At 45.2% G+C, this 24,009-nt stretch carries 16 protein-coding genes; 7 read left to right on the forward strand and 9 right to left on the reverse strand.

Going from position 1 to position 24,009, the window contains the following annotated elements; genetic code table 11:
* The first annotated feature begins 19 nt into the window (after nucleotides 1-19).
* The 3 genes from ACHUFN_RS13860 to ACHUFN_RS13870 all read left to right on the forward strand — a co-directional run bounded on the left by ACHUFN_RS13860 (nucleotide 20) and on the right by ACHUFN_RS13870 (nucleotide 5,165).
* A complete protein-coding gene (locus tag ACHUFN_RS13860) occupies nucleotides 20-1,159 on the forward strand; it encodes an efflux RND transporter periplasmic adaptor subunit (RefSeq protein WP_394223010.1) in 1,140 nt (379 codons plus the stop codon).
* Nucleotides 1,159-4,305 carry an efflux RND transporter permease subunit gene (locus ACHUFN_RS13865; RefSeq protein WP_394223011.1) on the forward strand — a complete coding sequence of 1,049 codons (3,147 nt, stop codon included), beginning with the start codon at nucleotides 1,159-1,161 and terminating at the stop codon, nucleotides 4,303-4,305. The genes ACHUFN_RS13860 and ACHUFN_RS13865 overlap by 1 nt, the downstream gene beginning before the upstream one ends.
* 164 nt (nucleotides 4,306-4,469) lie before the next feature.
* Nucleotides 4,470-5,165: a DUF2982 domain-containing protein gene (locus ACHUFN_RS13870; RefSeq protein WP_394223013.1), complete on the forward strand. Its 696-nt coding sequence runs from the start codon at nucleotides 4,470-4,472 to the stop codon at nucleotides 5,163-5,165.
* A gap of 34 nt (nucleotides 5,166-5,199) precedes the next feature.
* Here ACHUFN_RS13870 and ACHUFN_RS13875 read toward each other — a convergent pair whose 3' ends face one another.
* On the reverse strand, nucleotides 5,200-8,328 hold the full coding sequence (locus ACHUFN_RS13875; RefSeq protein ID WP_394223014.1) for a hybrid sensor histidine kinase/response regulator: 3,129 nt from the start codon (nucleotides 8,326-8,328) through the stop codon (nucleotides 5,200-5,202).
* Between the two features lie 310 nt (nucleotides 8,329-8,638).
* Between ACHUFN_RS13875 and parC the strand changes: the two genes are divergently transcribed.
* From parC to ACHUFN_RS13890, 3 genes are all read left to right on the forward strand, one after another.
* Nucleotides 8,639-10,924, forward strand: coding sequence for a DNA topoisomerase IV subunit A (parC, locus tag ACHUFN_RS13880; protein ID WP_394223015.1), 2,286 nt, complete (start codon nucleotides 8,639-8,641; stop codon nucleotides 10,922-10,924).
* 62 nt (nucleotides 10,925-10,986) lie between these two features.
* Complete coding sequence (locus ACHUFN_RS13885; protein WP_394223016.1) at nucleotides 10,987-11,532, forward strand: heme NO-binding domain-containing protein; 546 nt, start codon at nucleotides 10,987-10,989, stop codon at nucleotides 11,530-11,532.
* Between the two features lie 12 nt (nucleotides 11,533-11,544).
* Nucleotides 11,545-13,713: a putative bifunctional diguanylate cyclase/phosphodiesterase gene (locus ACHUFN_RS13890; RefSeq protein ID WP_394223018.1), complete on the forward strand. Its 2,169-nt coding sequence runs from the start codon at nucleotides 11,545-11,547 to the stop codon at nucleotides 13,711-13,713.
* Between the two features lie 120 nt (nucleotides 13,714-13,833).
* Here the strand turns inward: ACHUFN_RS13890 and ACHUFN_RS13895 are convergent, their stop codons facing one another.
* The 8 genes from ACHUFN_RS13895 to rpe form a co-directional block, all read right to left on the reverse strand.
* Entirely contained in the window at nucleotides 13,834-14,640 is an 807-nt protein-coding gene (locus ACHUFN_RS13895; RefSeq protein WP_394223019.1) for a DUF1338 domain-containing protein, read from the reverse strand.
* Nucleotides 14,641-14,760: 120 nt separating this feature from the next.
* Nucleotides 14,761-16,230: a succinylglutamate-semialdehyde dehydrogenase gene (gene astD / locus ACHUFN_RS13900; protein WP_394223020.1), complete on the reverse strand. Its 1,470-nt coding sequence runs from the start codon at nucleotides 16,228-16,230 to the stop codon at nucleotides 14,761-14,763.
* Between the two features lie 16 nt (nucleotides 16,231-16,246).
* Nucleotides 16,247-17,284, reverse strand: a complete 1,038-nt coding sequence (gene astA / locus ACHUFN_RS13905; RefSeq protein WP_394223022.1) for an arginine N-succinyltransferase — start codon at nucleotides 17,282-17,284, stop codon at nucleotides 16,247-16,249.
* A gap of 20 nt (nucleotides 17,285-17,304) precedes the next feature.
* Nucleotides 17,305-18,513 carry an aspartate aminotransferase family protein gene (locus ACHUFN_RS13910; protein ID WP_394223024.1) on the reverse strand — a complete coding sequence of 403 codons (1,209 nt, stop codon included), beginning with the start codon at nucleotides 18,511-18,513 and terminating at the stop codon, nucleotides 17,305-17,307.
* Nucleotides 18,514-18,976: 463 nt separating this feature from the next.
* Nucleotides 18,977-20,143, reverse strand: coding sequence for an HDOD domain-containing protein (locus tag ACHUFN_RS13915; RefSeq protein WP_394223025.1), 1,167 nt, complete (start codon nucleotides 20,141-20,143; stop codon nucleotides 18,977-18,979).
* Between the two features lie 294 nt (nucleotides 20,144-20,437).
* Complete coding sequence (locus ACHUFN_RS13920; RefSeq protein ID WP_394223026.1) at nucleotides 20,438-21,022, reverse strand: anthranilate synthase component II; 585 nt, start codon at nucleotides 21,020-21,022, stop codon at nucleotides 20,438-20,440.
* 98 nt (nucleotides 21,023-21,120) lie between these two features.
* Nucleotides 21,121-22,128: a tryptophan--tRNA ligase gene (gene trpS / locus ACHUFN_RS13925; RefSeq protein WP_394223028.1), complete on the reverse strand. Its 1,008-nt coding sequence runs from the start codon at nucleotides 22,126-22,128 to the stop codon at nucleotides 21,121-21,123.
* 51 nt (nucleotides 22,129-22,179) lie between these two features.
* Nucleotides 22,180-22,857: a ribulose-phosphate 3-epimerase gene (gene rpe / locus ACHUFN_RS13930; protein WP_394223030.1), complete on the reverse strand. Its 678-nt coding sequence runs from the start codon at nucleotides 22,855-22,857 to the stop codon at nucleotides 22,180-22,182.
* Between the two features lie 396 nt (nucleotides 22,858-23,253).
* Between rpe and ACHUFN_RS13935 the strand changes: the two genes are divergently transcribed.
* Nucleotides 23,254-23,988, forward strand: a complete 735-nt coding sequence (locus ACHUFN_RS13935; protein WP_394223031.1) for a TorF family putative porin — start codon at nucleotides 23,254-23,256, stop codon at nucleotides 23,986-23,988.
* The last annotated feature ends 21 nt before the right edge of the window (nucleotides 23,989-24,009 follow it).

A 24,009-nucleotide genomic window follows, 5' to 3' on the forward strand; every position in this document is an offset into this window, starting at 1 on the left:
AATAGTGAAAGGAACTGTTATGACAGCTGCAACAACGCCTTCGAAAAGTGGCAAATTTACCCTTATTATTTCTATTGTCGTTTTTACTGCAGCGTTAGTCATTCTTCTAATGACAGCTGGTTTAGGCAATGCTACGCAAACTCCTGAAGCAAGAATTCCAGTCTCCGTATCCACTGGCACTGTAAAAATTCAAACTGGCTTTGAAACGCCCATTAATGTCTTTGGACTTATCGAATCGCCAAAAGCAACCTTACTGTCTTTCGATGTGGCAGGGCAGGTAACAGATTTATTGGTTGAAGAAGGGGACGTTGTGGATAAAGGCGACATGCTCGCCCGCCAGGATGTTCAAAGGCTGAACGCCAGAAAACGCGAGCTTCAAGCGTCGCTTGAACGCGCCAATGCCGATTTAGCACTAGCAAAAGTAAACAGTGAAAGGGCAGTATCACTGGTTGAAAAGAAGCTTGAGTCAGCACAGCGGCTCGATGAAACAGACGCTGGCTTGAAGGTGGCTAAAGCGCAAGTGAGAGAAGTGCAAGCGGCGCTCAACTCCTTAAATGTAGAGATAGAAAAAACCACGCTGATTTCGCCGTTTGCTGGTGTAGTTAATCGCCGTTTCTTTGATGAAGGCAGCGTGGTCAATGCTGGTAGTCCAGTATTTGGCATAACCAGTATCGAAAACTATCAGGCACGTTTTGCTGTGCCAGCCGATGTTGTTGAACAGTTTGATGTTAACGAGCCTGTACTTGTAAGAGTTGGAGACATTGATGTAGCGGGTACGGTAACCCAGCGCCTGCCGGTGAGAAATGTTCAAACCCGAACCATTGATATTCTTGTCACATTAAATAGCAATGAGCGGGTTCGTCCTGGTGATATGGCAATACTTTCAGGTTTTCGAGCTCATAAAGAAACGGGAAGCTGGCTTCCTGTGAATGCGCTAAGCAACGGGCTTAGAGGATTATGGCGAGTGTTCGTGCTATCTAGCGAGAAAAACGCGACATTAGAAGCCCGTGTAGTTGAAGTAGTGTATACCGATGGCAACAACGCGTTCGTGCGCGGTGCGCTAAAAGATGGCGAGATTTACGTTAACGAAGGCACGCATAAATTGGCGCCAGGACAAATGGTGGCCATTCCTAGTCAACATCAAGCTGGGGCGTATTAATGAAGTCATTTAATTTCGACTCTGACAAAACGTACCCATGGTACACACTGTTTTACCGTCGAGGGCATTTGCTGGTTCTGAGTTTATTAGTATTAATAACCGCTGGACTGTCTGCGTTAGGTGCTCTACCTCGTATTGAAGACCCGCGCATAGATACTCGCAATGCCCTTGTTATTACTCAGTACCCCGGAGCGTCTGCAGAACGAGTTGAAGCCTTAGTCAGTGATGTGCTTGAAGATAGGCTTCGCGAAATCTTTGAAATAAAAGAAGTAAAATCAACGTCTCGCGCGGGCATATCCATCATTTCAATCGAAACGCAAGACTGGATTGACAATACCACTAATGAGCAACTTTTCAGTGAAATTCGCGATGCCATAGGCGCCGCGGCTGCGTTTTTCCCAGAAGGAGCTATGGCTCCCGTGTTCGATGAGAAGCGTGGCGCTACAGCGTTTACTTTGCTGCTATCTTTGAGGGCTGATCACTTTGAAAACACCCCCATTACGTTAACCGCTCGTTTGGCGCAAGAGCTAACTGACCGATTGCGCAATGTAAATGGCACTGAGCTTGTACGTGTGTACGGTGCGCCTCAAGAGGAAATTAGCGTAGACATAGACCCAATCAAGTTGGCGGCTACCGGACTTACACTGCAACAAGTCAGTAATTTAATTAGCCGCGCCGACCCTAAATTGCCCGCAGGCATGCTGAATTCGAAGCAAAGCAACTTACGTTTTACAGTAGGCGAGGGCTTAAATGGCGTAAACATGATTGCTTCAATTCCTCTTGTTAACGAACAAGGTCGCTATCTGCGTGTGGAAGACGTCGCGTCGGTAGAACGGAGTTTCACGACACCTCGAAGCGAGGTGGCCTTTTTAAATGGGGAAGAGTCAATTTTTGTGGCAGCTCGTATGCAGCCTTCGCTTCGCTCAGATGTGTGGACTGAAAATGCCCTAGCCGTGGTTGAGCAATTTAACCGAGACTTTAGCGGTACATTAACCGCCACCGTAGCGTTTGAGCAGAATGAATATACGACAACCCGCTTAGCTGACCTATCGATGAATCTATTGATGGGTTGTGCGGTGGTTATGATGGTTATCTTGCTGTTTATGGGTTTTCGCGCGGCGTGGATAGTGGGCCTTGCTCTGCCTTTGTGTGCCGCGTTTGCGCTGTTTTCGTTAAGCTTTTACAACGAGCAAATTCATCAAATGTCTATTTTCGGCATGATCATAGCTATTGGCCTGTTAATCGATAACGCCATTGTTATTACCGATGAAATTCGTATTAATTTGCAAGATCCCAATTTAACGCGGGTTGGCGCAATGGCTAAAAGTGTTGCTCATTTGTTCGTGCCGCTTCTAGCCTCAACGTTGACTACCATTTTAGGCTTTATGCCAATTTTCCTCTTAGATGGAAACATTGGCGATTTTGTGGGGCCAATTGCCATCAGTGTTGTCATGGCGCTTATTGGGTCGTTGTTTATCTCGCTAACCATTATTGCAGCTTTAGCTGCACGCTTTTTGCCTAAGCACGACGGCGTGACACAAGAAAATACGGCATCACAGTCTTGGTGGAAAGTGGGGCTTCAAGCGCCCGAGCTAACCTTGGCGTTTAAAAGGCAGCTAGGCAGGTGGATAAAACAACCTGTTTTAGTTCTGCCTGTTATCAGTGCCCTATGTTTGTCGGGGTTTGTATTGTCAGGAACGCTAGCTAGCGTATTTTTTCCCAGCGCAGATAGAGATCAATTTGAAGTTTACCTGTGGACCAAAGAGGGAAGCAGTATCGAAAATACGACGGACTACGTAAAACAAGTTGATAGCGCAATTCGCAGTGAAGAAGGTGTGAAGCAGGTTAGCTGGTTAGTTGGGGGGTCTGCACCGTCTGTATATTACAATCAGCTGATGACCCGGGATAACACGCCCTATTTCGCAAATGCGGTGGTGTCTACTGTATCGGTTGACGATGCTGCGGCACTCGTGGGAAAACTGCAAAGAGAGCTCGATGTTAAATACCCCGAAGTGCAAGTTGTGGTGCGCGCTTTCGGACAGGGGCCGCCCATTGCTGCGCCTGTGGAGGTTGAAGTTTTTGGTCCAGACTTAAACGTGTTGAACGATTTGGGCGATAAGGTCCGCATGCTAATGTCGGAAGTTGACGGAATATCTCAGTCAATCACCAGTATTTCCATGGGAGAGCCGGAACTAAAAATTAACGCTGACAGCGACAATTTGTCTTACCTTGGCCTAACCCTGTCGGAACTTGCCAACCAAATGCAAATTAACTTTTCTGGTATTACAGGCGGCTCGGTGCTTGAAAGTACTGAAGAAATTCCAGTGCGCGTGCGCCTAGACGAAGAATTTAGGCAAAATGTAACTGGCGTGGATGCTATGCCTATTCCCGTTGCAGGCGATAACGTCATTTCTTGGTCGCCGTTGGCGGCAGTAACAAATTTAGCACTGCAACCTGCAACCAGCAGTATTACCCGAGTGGACGGTGAAAGACTGAATCGGATTCAGGCGTTTTTGCTGCCTGGTGTTCCAGCTATTGATGCCAGTAACCAATTAAGAGATTTACTCGAAACGCGATTAATTTTGCCGGAAGGTTATAGAATTCATTTAGCCGGTGACGCCGATGAGCAGCAGCAGGCGTTAGGTAAACTTGCGACTTACGCCCCAGTACTATTGGTGCTAATGGTGACAACGCTTATTTTAACATTTACCAGCTTGCGCATGGCTGGGGTTATTGGATTGGTAGCCATCCTTTCTGTGGGACTTGGCATGTTTAGTTTGTGGATTTCTGGGCTGCCAGTTGGATTTAACCCATTACTAGGTTGCGCAGGCCTAATAGGCGTAGCGATTAACGGCTCTATCGTGGTAATTGCCGCCATCAATGCTAACCCCAAAGCTAAGCAGGGAGACACAAAGGCTATTGTTGATGAGACGATGAGCTGTAGTCGTCATATTCTGTCTACCACTTTCACAACGGTAGGTGGGTTAATTCCGCTGCTTCTGTTCAGTGAAGGAAGCTTTTGGCCGCCGTTAGCTGTAGTGTTGGCCGGAGGCGTGGGCTTTTCGGTGATATTGTCGTTGGTCTTCACGCCTACAATCGTCGCGGCATTTCAACGCTATCGATATAGAAATCATACATTGGCATAAATTTACGGGTAAACTATCTGTTTTAATCAAACGTATAAATTAGGCTGTAAAGCGTATGCGAAAATCAAATTTACTATTACGTTGGTGGCATACTGACTGCGTAAAGTGTAAACGCATAAGGCTTTATATCGTTTGGGCCGTAATCATGTTGGTGGTGTATCTTTATGTCTGGCACTAGTGTTGATCCTATCTATATTCGAGCTGCGTCTAAAAGTAACGGCATTACCAGCTTAGTGCTGGGCTGTGTGGGGTTGTTCGCTGCTGCCCTGTGGCTGGCATTTTTACCTGATTGGTTGTTCTTAGCGGGTATTTTTCTAACCAGTGCTGCACTGGTGTGTTTGCTGGTTGGGTATTTTAAACTTCGTGAACCAGCCTACAGCTTAGAAATAGCGAAAGACTATATAACTTATCGTCACCGTCTAGGAAGCTGGCGTATTCATTGGGATAACTTACAACGCGCAGATTGTCCTCGGGTACGACAGGGGCTTGACCACATCCCGCTTGAAACCATCGGTTTTAAACTTAAAAGCTATACCGACTTTCTTAATACAATATCACCAAGGCTTGCCACACACTTGCTAATGGAACAGCGACCGCTACTAATGCGAAACACAGATGGAAATTGTGCATCGGGTAGCTGTTACGAGCAATCAATGTTTGATGACAAACAATACGTCATGGAAGACGGTACCGTTGTAAAAGGCATTAAAGCCATGCTAGCCCACCGAATGGTAGAGCTGAGAAAGCGCCTTGGTTTTGATATTTTTATTGCCAGCTCTGAGCTAGATCGCGACGCCAGCGAATTTGCCAGTCTAATCGCTCAGTGTCAGCAAGCCAGACAAAGCATAGAAGCAGACTAACAACAATTAGCACCGCACTGGGTGCTAATTTTCTTTACATGTCGCCAGCACGCGACTGGCTCTCATTCAACACTTTCTTTGCCTCAGCGATTAAGGCAGGTATGTTTTCTTTCACCAGCTTGTGTTGCCCTAGTTTTAGCGAGCTTTCCGCTTCATTTGCTAGGTGCTGCATTCGTGGAAGGCCGGTATAACAGCATGCGCCATGTAGTTTGTGGACTTCAGTTTTTAACCCATTGTAGTCTTGTTCATCCCACAGAGCGGACAGTCTTTCAATTGTTTCTGGTAGCAACGCCACAAAGCCATCTAGCATTTCTTTTGCGGTATCCTGATTTTGATTTGCGCGTTTTAGCGCAAGTTGCCAATCGATAGACGGGAATACTATCTCACCAGGTTCAACATCGTGACACCATGACTTAATTAGGTTAATGAGCAATTCAACTTCAATAGGCTTGGGTAGATAATCATCCATACCAGAGGCCAGAAGCCGCTCTTGCTCTTCTTTAAACGCATGCGCTGTAACGGCCACAATCGGGGTTCCCATATTGAGAGGAGACTTGCGAATTTCTCTGGTGGCTTGTAGGCCATCCATACCAGGCATCTGCACGTCCATTAAAATAAGATCGAATTCTTGGGTCTGACACTGATTCACCGCGTCTTGGCCACTTATCGTGGTGGTGAGTTCTACAGAGGATTGATCAAGCCAGGTGTGCAACAGCTTAAGGTTCATTTCCATGTCGTCGACAGCCAAAATGCTTGCTTTGGGTAAGCTGCTAATCTTTTCATACATCGCATTCTTGGCAGGCGTGGTGTGATTATGCACCAGGCTATCAAGCTTGGTGAGGGTCATGGGCATGCGCACTTGCGAGTGGAAGTGCTGTGACAAACTGGGGTATTGAGTAAATGGGTCTGGGCCTGAGTACCATAGGATACGCTTTTTAGCTGGAAACTGAACGAACCGGCTTAAGTAGGTATCTCGAAGGTTCATTTTGCTGACAGGGACAGTAGCCATAAAGAAGTCATATTGGCCGTTTAGCTTGGCTAAATAGTCTAGTGATTCTACAGACGTTATATTGGCACCTAATTTCGACATCATATTAGCGCTTGAGCGGCGGGTGGCCGGAACAGGGTCGAAAATAACTACATGTTTGCCTTTCCAGTCGTCGCTTTTTGTTAATGCATATTTTTGACTTAACTGGTTCATGCGCAGTGACACGTTAAAGGTAGAACCTTGACCAAGCACGCTTTTAAGGTTCAAATCTCCGTTCATCAAACGAACGAGCTCGCGGCTGATGACAAGGCCCAACCCTGTGCCTTGATAATTGCGATTTAGGGAGTCATCTACTTGAGAGAATGCATTAAATAGTTTCTTTTTATCCTGACGGCTAATTCCAATACCCGTATCTTCAACGGTGATGTTTACTTCGTGAATACCGTGAGGCAAAGAGCGACCGCTAACCGAAAATATAATGGTTCCACTGGAGGTGAATTTCAGGGCGTTGCTAAGAAGATTGTTTAACACCTGCTTAATACGAAATACATCGCCTATGAGCTTTTCAGGCAATGGGTTCAAATCAAACACAAACTCAATGCGTTTACTGTGCGAAGACTTCGCCATAATAGTGACCATTTCTTCCAACAGTTTATTAGGCGAGAATGGCTGATTGTTGATTTGTAGTTTACCGGCTTCTATTTTTGAAAAGTCGAGCACATCGTTAACAATGGTAAGCAGATTATCAGCCGCAGTGTTCACTATCCTAACTTGCTCTTGCTGATCGGTTGGTAGTGATGCGTTATTCAATTCCTTACTAAAACCCAAAATAGCGTTAAGTGGCGTGCGAATTTCATGGCTCATATTTGCGAGAAATTGAGACTTAACGTTACTGGCTTTTATTGCATCTTTTCGCGCTATATCTAATCGAGCATTTTGCTCTTCAATAAGCTCCATGTTGTTGCGTAAGTCGTTCGTCGCCTGTTCGACTTCACTTTCAAGCTGCCCTCTGCTTTTTTCCATCAAAGCAAATGAAAAGAGCCCAGCTTGAAGGAACACTCCCACCTGAAAGCAATAGGTAGTAATGTCGTTAGACGGCAATATGCCTACAAGGCTAAATAGGCCTAAAATGGCACCTGAAGCCAACATGCTCCAAGCGAATATGAAATAGCGTGCTGGTTTGAAATTATTGAAGAAGGCTTCGAAACCAGCGTAGATGTAGCTCAAAATAGCCACTATCCCTATGCCGTATACCAAGTTGTGTTTCCAAATAGGCGGCAATAGGTCGATAAAGCAAACTAGTCCGGTCAACGCCAGACAAACCAATAAAAGGCTAATAATAGGGTGCGACGTTGTTGCGTACTTTTCGGTTTCCAAAAACGTCATGGTAAAAACGCCCGAGCTAATACCAATAACGACGAAGAAGAGCTCTGAGTGACCAACGAGCCACGAGGGTATGCCTTGACCAAACAATAAGTGGGTATGGCCACCCCAGACAAACTGCCACAGAATTACCGCGAAGATATAGCCAACATAAGCCAATAGACTTTTTTCTCGCACCCCAAAGAACAGGGCGAAATTATAAATGGCAAGAACCAGTAACCCGCCGTAAAACAAGCCCCACAGCAAACTGTCTTTTTGGAAGTAACTATTGTGAAGTGGCTCGGTCTGTATACGAAGGGGCGCAATCAAACTCGACGAGCTACTTTCAACGCGAATGTATAAATCGACAGGGTCGCTATTTGTTAATTCAACGCGAAAAGTGGGCACACGAAAACGCTGCTCTTTTTGCGCTTTGCCCTGATGACTCTGTTTAATAACTTTGCCATTTTGTACCAAATAAAAATCGACACTGTCGAGTTGGCTAAAATTTATTGAAAAGACCCAGTTCTTTTCGTTGGAAACATTGGCAACAGTGGTGAGCAACCAAATACCATTATTGCGAAACCCAAAGTTTGGGTTGTCGTGAGGGTGCATAAGGAAGTCATTACGCCTTCTAGATACATCGCTAATGGTAAGCTGATAATCGGTTTCAAATAAGAAAAACAGTGAATCAGATAAATCTAACGTACTTTCTTCATCGAAAAGCTGTTCGATATGCTGCGCATTGGCCATAGACGGCAAGCAACTACCTACAATAAAGAGGAGAAAAAAGAATACGCGAAAGCTAGCCATGATTACCTGTACTTCATTACCTTATACATTGGAGTTTATAGGGCGAAAATTGAATGGCAATTTTTCGACCAGCTCTATTTAACCACTCTATTTGAAGAATAACAAAACAAACACTTAACTCGTGGTGATACTAAATTATACCTATCTGGGCTGTGACAATTGCTTTCAAAGATTGCACACAAATGCGGTTTACCCCACAATAGTCTTTCACGCTCGCGTGCTTTCACAAAGTGGTGCGCTAAAACACCAGCAATCGAATGCCGTACTATCATGAGCGCATTGGTATTAATAACAAAACGAAAAAACTATCATGAGTGACGAGATCATCATTAATCGCGATGGGGTAGAGCAACTTCCTCTTCGACGCTTCACCGAAGACGCTTACCTTAACTATTCCATGTACGTCATCATGGACCGTGCACTTCCTCATATCTCAGACGGCTTAAAGCCTGTTCAGCGCCGTATTATTTATGCAATGTCTGACTTGGGGTTAAGTGCGAATGCCAAATATAAAAAGTCGGCAAGAACCGTAGGTGATGTACTCGGTAAGTTTCACCCGCACGGTGACTCAGCGTGTTATGAAGCCATGGTACTTATGGCGCAGCCATTCTCTTATCGTTACCCATTGGTTGACGGGCAGGGGAACTGGGGTGCACCAGATGATCCTAAATCGTTTGCCGCCATGCGTTATACCGAAGCTAAACTGTCTCGTTTCTCTGAAGTACTGCTGAACGAACTTGGCCAAGGCACGGTCGATTGGGTGCCTAACTTCGATGGTACACTGGAAGAGCCAAGCGTTCTGCCTGCGCGTTTACCTCATATTTTACTTAATGGTGTGACAGGAATTGCGGTAGGTATGGCCACCGATATTCCTCCTCACAATGTAAGAGAGCTGGCCAATGCGTGTGCCATGTTGCTCGATAACAGCAAAGCTGAGCTTAGCGACGTCTTAGAGCATGTGAATGGGCCAGATTACCCAACCGAAGCAGAAATTATTACGCCTAAGTCCGATATCAAAAAGCTTTATGAGACGGGACGTGGCTCAATCAAAATGCGCGCGGTATACGCTGAAGAAAATGGTGATGTGGTGATTACAGCGTTGCCGCACCAGGCTTCAGGCGCCAAAATTTTAGAGCAGATTGCTGCGCAAATGCAGGCAAAGAAATTGCCAATGGTAAGCGATCTTCGCGATGAGTCTGACCATGAAAACCCAACTCGCTTAGTTATAACACCACGTTCGAATCGCATTGACGTTACGCAGCTTATGCAGCATTTGTTTGCGACTACCGATCTTGAGAAAAATTATCGCGTTAACTTGAACATGATTGGCTTAGACGGTCGACCTCAGGTTAAAGACTTGCGCACTATTTTATCTGAGTGGTTACAGTATCGAAAAGATACCGTGACTAGGCGCTTACAATATCGCTTAGATAAAGTTCTGGCGCGTTTGCACATTTTAGAAGGTTTGTTAATTGCGTTTTTAAATATCGATGAAGTCATCGAAATTATTCGCACCTACGACAAACCAAAGCCAGAATTGATGTCGCGATTCGGACTAAGTGATAAACAAGCTGAAGCTATTCTTGAACTGAAGCTTCGTCACTTAGCCAAATTAGAAGAAATGAAAATTAAGGGCGAGCAAGATGAACTTGCCCAAGAGCGCGACAAGCTACAGCAGCTTCTGGGCTCAGATCGCCGCCTTAAAACCCTTATTAAGAAAGAAATTCTTTCAGACGCTGAGAAGTACGGCGACGACAGACGCTCGCCAATTATTGAGCGTGGTGAAGCGAAAGCCTTGTCTGAAAAAGAGCTTGTACCTGCTGAGTCAGTAACCGTTGTGCTGTCTGAAAAAGGATGGGCACGATGCGCCAAAGGGCATGACATAGATGCTGAAGGCTTGAGTTACAAAGCGGGCGACGCCTACCTTTCTAGCGCCGAAGGCAAAAGCAATCAGCCTGCGGTGTTTATGGATAGTTCGGGGCGTACCTTCTCGTGTGATGCGCACGGACTGCCTTCTGCACGTAGCCAAGGTGAGCCGCTAACGGGGCGTTTCAGCATTGTCGGGGGCGAGTCGTTCGAGCATGTCATCATGGCACAAGATGAGAGCAAATTCTTAGTTGGCTCTGACGCTGGCTATGGCTTCGTTGGAACGTTTAAAGACATGGTGAGTAAGAACAAGGCGGGGAAAGCCTACTTGTCCTTACCTACTGCAGCAAAAGTAATGAAACCAACACCTGTGACAAACCCTGATTCAGACTGGTGTTTAAGCATTTCAAATGAAGGACGGATGCTAATGTTCCCGCTTCGCGACTTACCAAGCCTTGGCAAAGGTAAAGGGAACAAACTCATTAATATTCCGTCTGCGAAATCACAGTCTCGTGAAGAGTTTGTGAAAGTGCTTGCTGTGGTGCCCGATGGCGCAGCCATCAAAGTTGCAGCTGGGAAACGCAATATGACGCTGTCAGCCGATGATTTAACCCACTATCAGGGAGAAAGGGGCCGCAGAGGGAATAAACTGCCGCGAGGTTTACAACGCGTTGATACGATAGAGGTTGTGTTACCTAGCAAGGATGAAACACCAGAAGAATTGTCATAAAGTTTAAGTTGTTCTTATGCTTAGGTGAACTACACTCATAATGTAATGGATGAGGAGTTTACATGCTAGGCATAGTTTTTACATCGCTAATCGATATGCTAGAGGAGAAAGTCTCTCCTGAGTTCGCTGATGATGTCATCATGGAAGCTGAGTTAGAGAACGACGGCGCTTATACAGCAGTGGGCTATTACCCGTTTGAACAGATGCAGCGCCTATTAGGCGTGCTGGTGGAGAAAACGGGTAAGTCTGAAAACGAACTTCTTTATGACTTCGGTTTCTATCTATTCGGTAAGCTAGCCAAAGCCCATGGCGATGTGCTGGCTAATACCGACGATATGCTTGATATGCTTGATATGCTGGCTCACCTTGATGATGATATTCACGTTCAAGTAAAAAAGCTTTACCCCGATGCAGACCTCCCTCGCTTTAAAGTGTTGTCTCGCACCGATAATGCTATGCGACTACAGTACTACTCGGAAAGGGAGCTATACGCTATGGCAGAAGGGTTGATGGACGCTGCTGCAGAGCACTACCAATGCAAATTGGAAAGGGAAACTCATCAACTCGATACACCTCATACCTACGAATTTAGTATCTCTCTCGTTTAATTGGTGAGCGCAATGTCAGATAAAACATCGCGCGGTGAATCTCACTGTAAAGATCCAAAAGCATTGCTGGAAAGGCGCTTGAAGCGCGAACGCAACGCCAGAGAACAAGCCGAAACGTTATTACAGAAAAAAACGCAAAACTTGTTTGTGACTTTGCAAAAAAGCCAAATTGCACAAAAAGAATTAGAACTGGCCCTATGGGCATCCCAAGAGTCGTTTTGGAGTTGGGAAGCCCACAGTGACATCATGGAAATTCGCTCTTTTTCCCTTCACGCTAAATGTGTGTCTACATGGGCAGGTACATTACTCCAGCTAGCAGAGCGCGTGCACGAAGATGACTTAGACGGCCTTCAATTTCACTGGAGTATGGCGCTTCATGGTAATCGCGATCGAATAGAGTTTTCCTTTCGCTTAAAGCTTGAAAAAGACTTTCAGTGGGTAAGGTTACGCGGGCGTGTGCTAAAGCGCGGCAGAGCAGGTGAAGCATTACATATTGTAGGGACTACAAAAGACATTACCCAACAGCGCATGGCTGAGCAGTCTTTCCACTTAATGGCCTCTGCCTTTGCTAGCTCTCGTGAGCCGATGTTAGTGCTATCACCCGACCTCATCATCACAGAGTGTAACGATGCTTTCATTCACTTAATTGCGGCTTCATCAAAAGAGCAGTGCACTGGGCAGGATTTCAATGAACTATTCATAGCAGAAAAAATAGACAAGGCTCAGTTGTCACTAGACAAACAAGTTCGTTTTGAGTCGAAAATAAGAAATGGGCGTGAAGAGATTAGGGTGGTCGATATCTCCGTGGCGCTGTTTGAACCACACCACAATACAACGCCATACCTGATTGCCACGATGCGGGACATTAGCGACCGGAAACGCAGTGAAGCAAAGCTTCGACAGCTAGCCTTACAAGACGAGTTAACGGGGCTTTCTAATCGAAATGCACTGCGTGATGCCATCTCAACTTATATACAGCAAGACAAACGCTTTGTTTTGGTCTTTATCGATCTTGATGGGTTTAAAGCTGTGAATGACAGTGCAGGGCATGAACGGGGAGATATCGAGTTACAGCGCGTGGGTGCACTCCTTACTGGAGTGTTTGGCCGTACTGGCGACGTTGGAAGGTGGGGCGGCGACGAATTTATTACTGTACTGCCGAACCAAAATATTGACGAGGTTACCGAAAAAGCGAAACACCTTATTGATGCGATTGAAGAAGACGTTATTAGGGTTAAGTCTGCTGAGTTGAGATTATCAGCAAGCATAGGTATTGCTGAATTTCCCGAGCACAGCAAAAAAATTGAAAGCTTAGTGCAGTGTGCTGATGCAGCCATGTATCGCGCTAAGGAGTTGGGCAAAGGGCAGGTATTCGTCTATGAGCCAGGTCTTTACGAGAGCATGACGCAGCAAGTCAGTATGGTGAACGATCTGCGCAGAACGGTAGAAAACCACCTTCTCGATTTCTATATTCAAGGCAAATATGATTTACATGGAGAGCTGAAAGGCGGAGAAGTGTTATGCCGATGGATTTCTGGCTTACACGGTGTGGTATCGCCCGCGGTGTTTATTCCTATTGCAGAAGAGCATAAGCTAGATTGTGCTATAGGTCTTCAAGCCTTAGAGGCAGCGTGTGACTACATTTCTATTATGGAGTCTCAACAGGGAGATTCTATACCGCTTTCCGTAAACATCAGCGCAAATCAAATGCTTGACCCACATTTCCCAGAGCAAGCTTTTTCAATATGTTCGGCTAACAATGTCTCTCCTGAGTATATTGAGCTTGAGCTGACCGAATCGGTGTTTATTCGCGATGAAAAAGCAGCACTTAGAGCCTTAAACAGCTTACGTGATAAGGGATTTAAATTGTCGTTAGATGACTTTGGCAGTGGATTTTCATCCCTGAGTTACTTGCGTAGCTTTCAGTTTGAAGTGGTAAAAGTGGATAAAAGCCTAATTCAAGGCATTCATCAAGACAGTAAAGCCAATGCTTTGTTTATTGGCTTAATTGGTATGTTGAAAAGCTTACAAATAAATGTGGTGGCCGAGGGCGTTGAGATAGAGTCTTATCTACCTTTTATGGAGCAAGCTGATATAAAACTAATGCAAGGATTCTACTTCGGCAAGCCTATGCCTTACGATCAATTTATCGCTCGTCATACGTGGGAAACGTGCCGATAGACTGGGATTTTCAGGCGTTGTTTAAGCGAGCTATCGCACCTTCTAGCTTATGACATTTGGATGGGTCAGACAAACAAAAAAAGCCCAATATTGGGCTTTTTTCACACATAACCGAGTTGGCTATTTCGCATTTGTGCTTTCAAAGATTTTATCTGCCGATGCAGCAACAAAGCCTTTATACAGTTTGCCATCTGGCATTTCGTAACGCTGCGCAAATTCGTAGAAGCAGCTTGGTATCGCTACGGTCTCGTCGCTAAATGCCACGTCTGCGCGGTCGGCCATCGTTGACGATTGCGCCAAGAACACGTCTGGACCGCCTTTAATCTCGCCGCCTGAGGTGTTAAGTACAAAACCCGCTTCTTTAAGCAGAGTGTTTACATCGGTAAGCTCATTTGTACGCGTTAAGTGGTTAACACTTACAGTAAAGTGATTAGCACGGAAGCCCCATGCAGCCATCCACGCTGCGTACTCTGACTCGTTTAGCAGGGTGTCGTATTCTGCTTTGGTGACATCCCAATGCTTTCCTGAGTATAAGAAGTTATCAGCCTCTACGATAGATTCAGGCATTTGATCAACAAGCTTCTTGATAATAGTTTGTGCTGTCTCAGAAAGCTCATTAACACGTAGTTCGCTAATGAACACTTTAGGCTTGGTGTCGTCAGGGTGTTCAAAGTGTTTTGCGGTAAGCTTTTTCGCTTCAAAGTCATAATCGCCTTTAGCTTCGTAACCCAGTGCTAAGAAGTGAGCAGCAAGTTTGTCTAGGCGAGTTTTATCAAGAGCAAAAGTTCTAAAAGCTACATGGTCGTTCACGATGTCGTTCGTGTTCTCTTCACCTGCTAAAAGCGCGTGTATTTTGTGCGCAGAGGGAGTGATGGTCACGTAATCGTCCCACATGTTGCTAAACAACGTATCAATGTTGCTATGCATGGCGGTAGGGTCCTTTCTGTCGTTGACTATTTTAAAGTGAATAGTTCGTATGATGTTAAAGCTAAACTGGCCGACACATGAAGCGTACCGGCCCTTTTATTATGCAATGAAATGCTTGGGTTACATCGACAAGCCAGGGCTTAATTTGCCCGGCATGGTGACTTTCTCAAGCTCAACTGATGCAACAGGGTATGCACAGTAGTCAGCGGCATAAAACGCGCTTGCTCTGTGGTTACCACTATCACCAACACCACCAAACGGTGCTGCGCTGCTTGCACCCGTGATTGGTCTATTCCAGTTTACAATGCCTGCGCGGATACGTGCGAAGAAGTAGCGATAATCTTCTTCACTATCGCCAATAAGGCCTGCCGAAAGACCAAAGCTAGTGTTATTCGCCTCAGCAATAGCAGCATCAAAATCTGTGTAACGAATCACTTTAAGCAGTGGGCCAAAGTGTTCTTCGTCAGGCAGTGACGCCAGCATGTCGGTAACATCAATAATACCTGGTGTAGCAAAACCTTTAGTTTCGTCTTTTTGTTCAAGGCGAACTAATACTTTACCGCCAAGGTTTTCAAGTTCCTGCTGTGCTTTCACCATAAGTGCAGCCGCGTTGCTTGAGATCATTGCGCCCATAAATGGCTGATCTTCAGCGTCATACTCGCCCACTTTGATGTTTTTGGTCACTTCAATTAGACGCTTAAGAATGGCGTCGCCTTGAGCGTTGGCTGGCAAGAATAAACGACGTGCACAGGTACAGCGCTGGCCTGATGTAATGAAAGCCGACTGAACGATGTCGTGTACTGCGGCATCAACGTCTGACACGTCTTTCACGATGAGAGGGTTGTTACCGCCCATCTCAAGAGCCAAGATTTTGCCCGGGTGTCCAGCAAACTGCTCGTGCAAGATTTTTCCTGTGCGTGAGCTGCCAGTAAAGAATAGGCCGTCGATATCGTTGTGTGACGCTAGCGCTTTACCTGTTTCTACTTCACCTTGTACAAGGTTAAGTACACCAGCAGGTAGGCCAGCTGCTTCCCACAGTTTCACCATTTCTTGTGCAACCATAGGTGTTAAATCGCTTGGCTTGAACACTACTGTGTTGCCTGCGATAAGTGCAGGAACAATGTGACCGTTTGGTAGATGACCTGGGAAGTTATATGGGCCAAATACTGCTACAACGCCATGTGGCTTATGGCGAATAAACGCCTTACCCACAGGCATTGGGTTTTCAACATTGCCAGTACGCTCAAAATACGCTTTTTCAGAAATACCGATTTTCCCCATCATGGCGCCAACTTCTGTGGCCGTTTCCCATTCTGGCTTACCCGTCTCTTTTGCCATAACTTTAGCAAGATGAGCTTTGGTTTCTTCAAGCTTCGTGCCGTAAACCTTGATGATTTCTAGGCGCTCTTCAACTGTCTTCATGCTCCACGCAGGAAGTGCGGTGCGCGCAGCGCTGATGGCACTGTCAATTTGAGAAGTCGTCGCAGACTTACCTTCCCAAATTACTTCATTTTTTGCAGGGTCGATTGACGTTAAGTCGTGACCTTGTCCGGCAACCCATTCACCGTTGATAAAATGTGTATGTAGCATAGTGGGTGTCCTTATTTTAATCTCTGAATGCAACAGGGGCAAAGCGTACGTGTTCACCCTCTTTAACATTCAATGCAGCAGCAGCTTGGCGAGATAGCACAGCAACTTGCTTCTCTTCGCTTACCGTCATCTCGGTGGCTACTGCACGAAAGTCTGATATTGATGTATTAATAATATAATGCGTTTGCCCTTGAGCAGCGGCACTATCGTCAATAACAACAGGAAGTTTTAAGCTAGATTGAGCGGTACGGATGTGACCTAAGTTTGCTTCAACCGTCGGGCCTGCATCGAAAATGTCTACGTAACCACGGCAAGAAAAGCCTTCTTCTTCAAGTAGCTGTAGAGCAGGGCGCGTTTTCTCGTGCACCTCACCAATCACTTCTTGTGCTTCTTTGCTTAGCAAGTTTACGTAAATAGGATATTTCGGCATAAGCTCGGCAATAAACACCTTATTGCCAATACCGGTTAAGTAATCTGCCGTGGGGAAATCCATTGAAAAGAAATGGGTCTCTAACCATTCCCAAAACGGCGAACTGCCTTCTTCATCACTAACACCACGCATTTCAGCAATCACCGTCTCAGAAAAGCGCTCGCGATGCTCCATCATGAACAAAAAGCGAACCTTCGATAAGAAACGTCCGTTAATACCGCCACGAGCTTGTTCACGAAGAAATAGCGTGCATATTTCAGTGACACCTGTGTAGTCATTACAAAACGTTAGAATGTCTACTGTGTTATGAATGTTTAGCTCGCGAGAGGCGTGTACAACTTTACTCAGGTGGTAGTGATAAAACGCATCGTCAATGCCTACCGCAGCCTCAATACCTGTAGTACCCACGACCTGTCCAGTCGTGGTGTCTTCCATTACAAACAAGTACGACTCATCACCGGGCTCGGTTACGTTAGGTTTGTTAAACGCAGTTTCTGCACGGTCAATTTTACGCTGTAGTAATTCGTCGTTGACGGGTAAAGACGTAAAGCCTATACCCGATTCAACAGCAATTTCTTTAAGCGCGTTATAGTCGGCCTTTGTGATAGGGCGAATGATATTCATGTTCGCTACTCGTGTTGTAATTATTCGGCGTTTACAACGGCAGCAACGGCGCGTTCAAAACGAGCAAGACCTTCTTTGATGTCTTCATCAGGAATTACCAGTGAAGGAGCAAAACGAATTACGTTCATACCCGCAACTAAGCACATTAGGTGCTCTTTAGTTGCTGCCATCATGAAGTCACGTGCACGGCCTTGGTATTTTTCATTTAGTGCACAGCCTAATAGCATGCCTTGACCACGTACTTCTTCAAATACGTTGTACTTTTCGTTAATTGCACCTAGAAGTTCACGGAAAAGCGCTTCTTTCTTAAGCACACCTTCAAGCACTTCTGGCTGATTTACGATATCTAGCGCTTTTTCTGCAACAGCACACGCTAGCGGGTTACCACCGTAAGTACTACCGTGTGTACCTGGCTTAAGGTGTGCAGCAATTTCCGCAGTAGTTAACATGGCACCAATTGGGAAGCCACCGCCAAGCGATTTAGCAGTGGTAAGGATGTCAGGTGTAACGCCAAGGCCCATGTACGCATATAGGTGGCCAGTACGGCCAACGCCAGACTGAACTTCGTCAAAAATAAGTAACGCATTGTGCTTGTCGCATAGCTCACGAACGCCTTTCACGAAATCTGCATCAGGTGGAATGATACCGCCTTCACCTTGAAGAGGCTCCATCATTACCGCACAAGTTTTGTCAGAAATTAGTGCTTCAAAGGCAGCAAGATCGTTGTAGTCACAGTGATCAACTGCGCCAGGCTTTGGACCAAAGCCATCAGAGTAAGCCGCTTGACCGCCAACTGTAACGGTAAAGAAAGTACGACCGTGGAAACCTTTGTTAAATGCAATGATTTGGTTTTTATCTTCACCATGCTTATCAAGTGCCCAGCGACGAGCCAGTTTCAAAGCCGCTTCGTTAGCTTCTGCACCAGAGTTAGCAAAGTAAACTTTATCTGAAAATGTTGCGTCATTAAGTTTCTTAGCTAGGCGAAGTGCTGGCTCGTTTGTAAATACGTTACTTAGGTGCCAAAGCTTGCTGCCTTGCTCATTAAGTGCTTTCACGAGTTCTGGGTGGCAGTGACCTAAAACGTTTACTGCAATACCGCCTGCAAAGTCGATGTACTCAGCTCCATCTTGATCCCATACACGTGAACCTTCACCTCTAACAGGTACCATACCTGCCGGGTTATAGTTAGGAACCATTACATCATCAAATGTAGCGCGAGTTACGTTCATCTTTGTTACCTCTGCGTTGGGCGCCAATCACACTGTGTGATTTTGCTTGTCGAAATTTAGAGCACATTTTAGTACCACTTTGCTCGATAAGCGTTAATTGGGCGCGTAAAAACTAATCGGATTTGTTTTACAGTATGCCATTTTTTTTAACATTTGTCTTCTATGCAACAGGCTGCAGCCCTTTATTTATAAGGACTGTGGCTTAATTTGCAGGAAAAGTGAATAACTATTAATTACTGAGCTATATCAATTGGGAATAATCGCTCAGCGTGCTTAGGAAAAGGCCACGTGGTGGTTTTATTGCCTTTTTAATAAAAAGAAAAACGATTAAAAAATGAAATAATTTACCCGTTTAATAGGTTCACAAACAGGCAATTTTATAGGGAAGAGGCAAGATTTTAAGGATTTGGGTGCACATTTAGGCAAAATCTGCATAACTAATGCATGAATATCCATAAAATATTTAACGATTGTCGTCGTTTTTCACTAAAGGGAGAGTGAATATATCAATCGCTTTAAGTTTTTCGAGAGAGCCTGCTGGATATCGTTGCTCCACAAAAAGTGGCTTCACTTCTTTCATTTCAACGAGTTTAAGCTGATGCAGCATTCTTATTTGGGTGTACGTTCGCGCTTGGTGAAGTATTTTGCCTAGCGTTTTTGGCTGCGCTGGCAATTTGTCAGCGCACGCACGCATAGGCTCAGCTATAGGCAGGCGGCTTAGCTGCATCCACGCTAAAATGTCTGCACTAACGGCGTCGGCAAACTCTTGTTGCAAAGCAATAAGGTGATTAGCGGAAGGAGCCGTTCTTAACAAGGCTTCATGGCGTTTTTGCTCTTTGTCTTTTTGACACTCTCGTAACAAGTGCAGTTGAATTTTGTCGAACAATTTGAAATAAAGCCGAGTAACTACGCAGCGACCTAAATTGCTGAGCACTGCCAATGTGTAAGCTTGGTTTTTGTTTACATCGCTAAATGCAGCAAGACGTTTGGCCGTAATGGCTACTCCCGTCGCATATGGGTTAAGCTTTTGCTTGATCAATGGGTAAGGATCGGTGATTTGCGGCATTGCACGCTTTAAAATTAGCGAGGGTATTAATGTCCGTAAATTCTCAATGCCTAAAAAGCTAAGGGCAGTTCGAAGTGTTTCAACCACGATGATACGCCCGCGTGAGTCTTTACGTCTAAATTGAGGCGTGTTCACCACTACAATCAGTTCATCGTATAGCCAGGGTATAGATGCGGCAATGGGCTCTAATTTAGACACTGAACACGCTTTTACAGACAGTGCGTCAAGCAGCTCACCAATGTTTTCGGGCAAGTTGAGCACATTTTTAGCAAGTTCTTCAGTGTTACTTAGCTGCTCAGTGAGTTCACTAAGCAATATTTCATGAAGGTTATGACTCACTGATTCAAGATAAGAGGCTTCGGTCTTTTCTTGTAAGCGTTTATTCTCGATGGCAACCTTTTCAACGTTAAGCAGCAGCCTGCGAGCATCACCTTGCTCTGATTGTTCAAAGCTCACTTCACCTACTCGACGCCTCCCTAGCATCTCGAGCACTCGCTCGGGCGAAACAAGCATGTTTTCAAAGCGATCGTCTATCGTGGGCGGTGTGGTTGCCCCCATTGTCATTTTAAAAGCACTCCTGCTCATTACTTTTTGTTGAACGGCAATGTTATCGTACATCAGAGGCCTTAATCACTTTCATTACTACCATTATTGACGTGGCTGTCAGCGGTCGAAAAGGCTACGCGTTTGGAATGCCCACTGATTAAATTTTGCGTTAGTCGAACATAATTCTCATTTGGTGATTTGACCAAATGTTGCTATGAAAAGTTAAACGAAAAATCAGTGAATTGCGAGTAATACTGCCTTTTAGGCGAAACCTTTACACTATGAATGCGTATCGGCACGTAACGTATTTCCTTAAGTCATTTTGAATTGAAGAAAGGCCTCAAGCACACTGTGGCCATGTTCAGTGAGCAATGACTCGGGATGATACTGCACTCCCCATATCGGGTGCTGGCTATGCGAAATAGCCATGATTTCTTGGGTTCCATGTGCTGTCTCACACCATGCATCGACATTCAGTGAAGAAGGCAGAGACGCAGGGTCTAGCACCAGCGAGTGATATCGCGTAACGTTGAATGTATCGGGAAGGCCGGTAAATAGCCCGGTATTGTGATGCTTCAACGTCGATACTTTACCGTGTTTTATTTCTTGCGCGCCCACCACATCAGCACCAAAGACTTGGCCAATAGCTTGATGGCCTAAACACACGCCTAGCATTGGAATTTTCCCTGTAAAGTGGGCAATTGCAGATAAGCTGATTCCAGCTTCATTAGGTGTGCATGGCCCAGGAGAGATAACAAGTTGGGATGGCGCTAGGCGCGAGATATCGTCAATTGTGAGTGCGTTATTTCTCACTACTTCAACGTTTGCACCGAGTTCTGTGAAATACCGAGCAAGGTTATGAGTGAACGAATCGAAGTTATCAATCAACAGCAACACAGCAGCGCTAATCCTTGGTATTTCTAGTTTGTTTAGGTTTGAACCATAAAGGGCTGAATTTACCCTTCATGGTTTCAATGGCGTGGGAAGTTAAACAATTAAGGCTTTGGAATAAAGCCAACGGCTTTATACACTTTAGCCAATGTGTCAGCCGCTCTGGCTGACGCTTTCTCTGCACCTTGGCGCATCACATCGTCTAAGTACGCTCTGTCCGCTCTAATTTCTGCATAGCGAGCCTGAATGGGTTCAAGTAGCGCAACCACTGCATCAGCGACATCGCCTTTAAGGTGGCCGTACATCTTATCCGTATATTCAGGCTCAAGCTCTTTAATCGATTTACCCGTAGCTAAAGAAAGCAGAGTCAGTAGGTTAGACACGCCAGGCTTTTCTGTTGGGTTAAAGTAAATGTTGGCTTGTTCGTCAGAGTCTGTAACCGCGCGCTTTATTTTCTTAGCCAGCTTCTTAGGCTCTTCTAGAAGGCCAATGAAGTTGTTCGGGTTGTTGTCTGATTTAGACATTTTCTTTTCAGGCTCTTGCAAGCTCATAATGCGTGCGCCGAAATCTGGAATGTACGGGTCGGGTAGACGGAATACATCGCCGTATAAGTTATTTACTCGCGTTGCGATATCACGCGTAAGCTCTAAGTGCTGCTTTTGATCTTCACCTACCGGAACCTTGTCGGCTTGATATAACAAGATATCAGCCGCTTGAAGCACAGGGTAGCTGTATAAACCCACGTTGATGTTGTTTTCGTTTTTCGCAGATTTGTCTTTGAACTGGGTCATGCGATTTAACTCGCCCATTTGGGCGTAGCAATTTAGCACCCATGACAGCTGTGCATGCTCTGGCACGTGCGATTGTAAAAATAGCGTACTTTTTTGAGGGTCAATACCACAAGCTAGGTAAAGAGAAAGGCCGTCTAAACAAGCTTCAGCAAGCTGCTTAGGGTCTTGTCTAACGGTGATAGCATGCAAATCAACAATCATATATAAACAGTCGTGATCGTCTTGCATGGAAACCCACTGTTTAAGTGCACCCATGTAGTTACCAAGGGTAAGTTGTCCTGAAGGCTGACAGCCACTTAATACAACGGGTTTATTACTCATTTCTTTATACCTGTAATACGTTAAATACTATTTATTAAATGCTTTGAAAATTTAAGCTTGAGAGATTGACGCTAGTTCATTTCGCATTTGTTTAATGACGTCGCTGTAATCGGACTGAGAGAATATGGCCGAACCCGCCACAAACATATCAGCACCCGCCTCAGCTATTTCGCGAATGTTATCTACTTTTACGCCACCGTCAATTTCAATTCGAATATCGTAGCCACTTTCAAGCACGCGTTGTTTCACTGCGCGTACTTTATCTAATGTGCTTGGAATAAACTTTTGGCCACCAAAGCCAGGATTAACCGACATAATAAGAATGTGGTGTAGTTTGTCCATGACATGATCAAGATAATGGAGCGGTGTTGCCGGGTTAAATACCAACCCAGGCTTACAGCCGGCATCAATAATAAGCTGCAAAGAGCGGTCGATATGCTCAGAGGCTTCTGGGTGGAAGCTAATATAACTGGCCCCTGCATTAGCGAACTTCTCAATTAAGTCATCAACGGGTTTAACCATAAGGTGCACGTCAATAGGTGCGGTAATTCCGAAGTTTCTTAATGCTTCGCAGATCATTGGCCCAAACGTAAGGTTCGGCACATAGTGATTATCCATCACATCGAAATGCACCACATCGGCGCCTGCCTTTAATACTTTTTCTGTGTCTTCACCAAGTCGAGCAAAGTCGGCGGAAAGTATTGATGGGGCAATTAGAAATGGTTTCATTGCGTGTCCTTTAAGTCAAAAAATAACAGGGTGCGTTGCCACTCACGTTTCAGGGTTGCGAAAGTTTACCCAAATCCTTGCTTTTTTACTATGCGTAGTCTCAATCAGCACCCATTCCACTGAAACTAACAATAAAACGCTTGCTTAAATGGCTGCCCAATTTTGGTGAGTACGCGTTATGTTGGTGCGTTTTTATGTAAAGGAGCCCTTTCTTAATTTCGCCTCTCAAATAATTAATCATAAAAAATAGCTTTTTATTCAATTGGTTAGTTTTTTGAGGGTGGAGTTTTTTGATGAACCATAAATGGGCATTAACTTTGCGTTATTCAGTCCAAAAATAAAAACACAGACAGAAAAACGAATTACAACAAGATTGAATTTGACTGGAGAACACACATGAAAACATCTACAAAAAGAACAATACTTGCCGCTGCTATTTCTTCAGCGTGTCTGTTAAGTGCTATGCCAAGTTACGCAGAAGGTACATTCACTGCTAATGCTAGCGGAACAAGCAACTACATTTGGCGTGGTTTAACGCAAACCATTAACGAAGCTGCGATACAAGGTGGTATCGATTATGCGCACGAAAGCGGCTTTTACGCGGGTACATGGGCATCGAACGTAAGTTATGCATCAGACGATGTTTATTCTTACGAACATGATATGTACTTTGGCTTTTCTGGTGAAGCAGACGGCTTTGTATACGACTTCGGTTACCTATACTACAACTACGATGCTGAAGCGAACTTCGATTTTGCTGAAATCTATGGTTCATTAGGTATGGGCGGCTTTAGCGTTACGCTTTATCTTTTAGCGCACACTGAAGCTGATGAAGGTGAAGGCCAAGATTTTGGATTTGGTAAAGCCTCTTACACATCGTTAGATTACAGCACGGAAATTCTTAACGGCACCGAGCTATCGTTCCACGTGGGTTATCACGACGGTGACTTCGTAGATGCGTTTAACTTTGGTGACGGTACGGACAATTATGCAGATTACGGCGTAACCATTGCTAAAGATGGCTTTAGCTTTGCAGTAACAGGCACTGATTTGGACGACGTTGGTGAAGATGCACTAGACAATGACGAAGTGAAGTTTACTGTTGCTTACTCGATGGATTTCGAACTGTAAGCGCTTTGTGAGGCCAGCGGA

The organism is Alteromonas gracilis (assembly GCF_043642145.1).
GTDB lineage: Bacteria > Pseudomonadota > Gammaproteobacteria > Enterobacterales > Alteromonadaceae > Alteromonas > Alteromonas gracilis_B.

What these genes read in the sequence shown, in the direction of transcription:
- ACHUFN_RS13860 (WP_394223010.1), top strand. Translation starts at nt 20, where the DNA reads ATGACAGCTGCAACAACGCCTTCGAAAAGTGGCAAATTTACCCTTATT.
- ACHUFN_RS13865 (WP_394223011.1), top strand. Translation starts at nt 1,159, where the DNA reads ATGAAGTCATTTAATTTCGACTCTGACAAAACGTACCCATGGTACACA.
- ACHUFN_RS13870 (WP_394223013.1), top strand. Translation starts at nt 4,470, where the DNA reads ATGTCTGGCACTAGTGTTGATCCTATCTATATTCGAGCTGCGTCTAAA.
- ACHUFN_RS13875 (WP_394223014.1), bottom strand. Translation starts at nt 8,328, where the DNA reads ATGGCTAGCTTTCGCGTATTCTTTTTTCTCCTCTTTATTGTAGGTAGT.
- parC (WP_394223015.1), top strand. Translation starts at nt 8,639, where the DNA reads ATGAGTGACGAGATCATCATTAATCGCGATGGGGTAGAGCAACTTCCT.
- ACHUFN_RS13885 (WP_394223016.1), top strand. Translation starts at nt 10,987, where the DNA reads ATGCTAGGCATAGTTTTTACATCGCTAATCGATATGCTAGAGGAGAAA.
- ACHUFN_RS13890 (WP_394223018.1), top strand. Translation starts at nt 11,545, where the DNA reads ATGTCAGATAAAACATCGCGCGGTGAATCTCACTGTAAAGATCCAAAA.
- ACHUFN_RS13895 (WP_394223019.1), bottom strand. Translation starts at nt 14,640, where the DNA reads ATGCATAGCAACATTGATACGTTGTTTAGCAACATGTGGGACGATTAC.
- astD (WP_394223020.1), bottom strand. Translation starts at nt 16,230, where the DNA reads ATGCTACATACACATTTTATCAACGGTGAATGGGTTGCCGGACAAGGT.
- astA (WP_394223022.1), bottom strand. Translation starts at nt 17,284, where the DNA reads ATGAATATCATTCGCCCTATCACAAAGGCCGACTATAACGCGCTTAAA.
- ACHUFN_RS13910 (WP_394223024.1), bottom strand. Translation starts at nt 18,513, where the DNA reads ATGAACGTAACTCGCGCTACATTTGATGATGTAATGGTTCCTAACTAT.
- ACHUFN_RS13915 (WP_394223025.1), bottom strand. Translation starts at nt 20,143, where the DNA reads ATGACAATGGGGGCAACCACACCGCCCACGATAGACGATCGCTTTGAA.
- trpS (WP_394223028.1), bottom strand. Translation starts at nt 22,128, where the DNA reads ATGAGTAATAAACCCGTTGTATTAAGTGGCTGTCAGCCTTCAGGACAA.
- rpe (WP_394223030.1), bottom strand. Translation starts at nt 22,857, where the DNA reads ATGAAACCATTTCTAATTGCCCCATCAATACTTTCCGCCGACTTTGCT.
- ACHUFN_RS13935 (WP_394223031.1), top strand. Translation starts at nt 23,254, where the DNA reads ATGAAAACATCTACAAAAAGAACAATACTTGCCGCTGCTATTTCTTCA.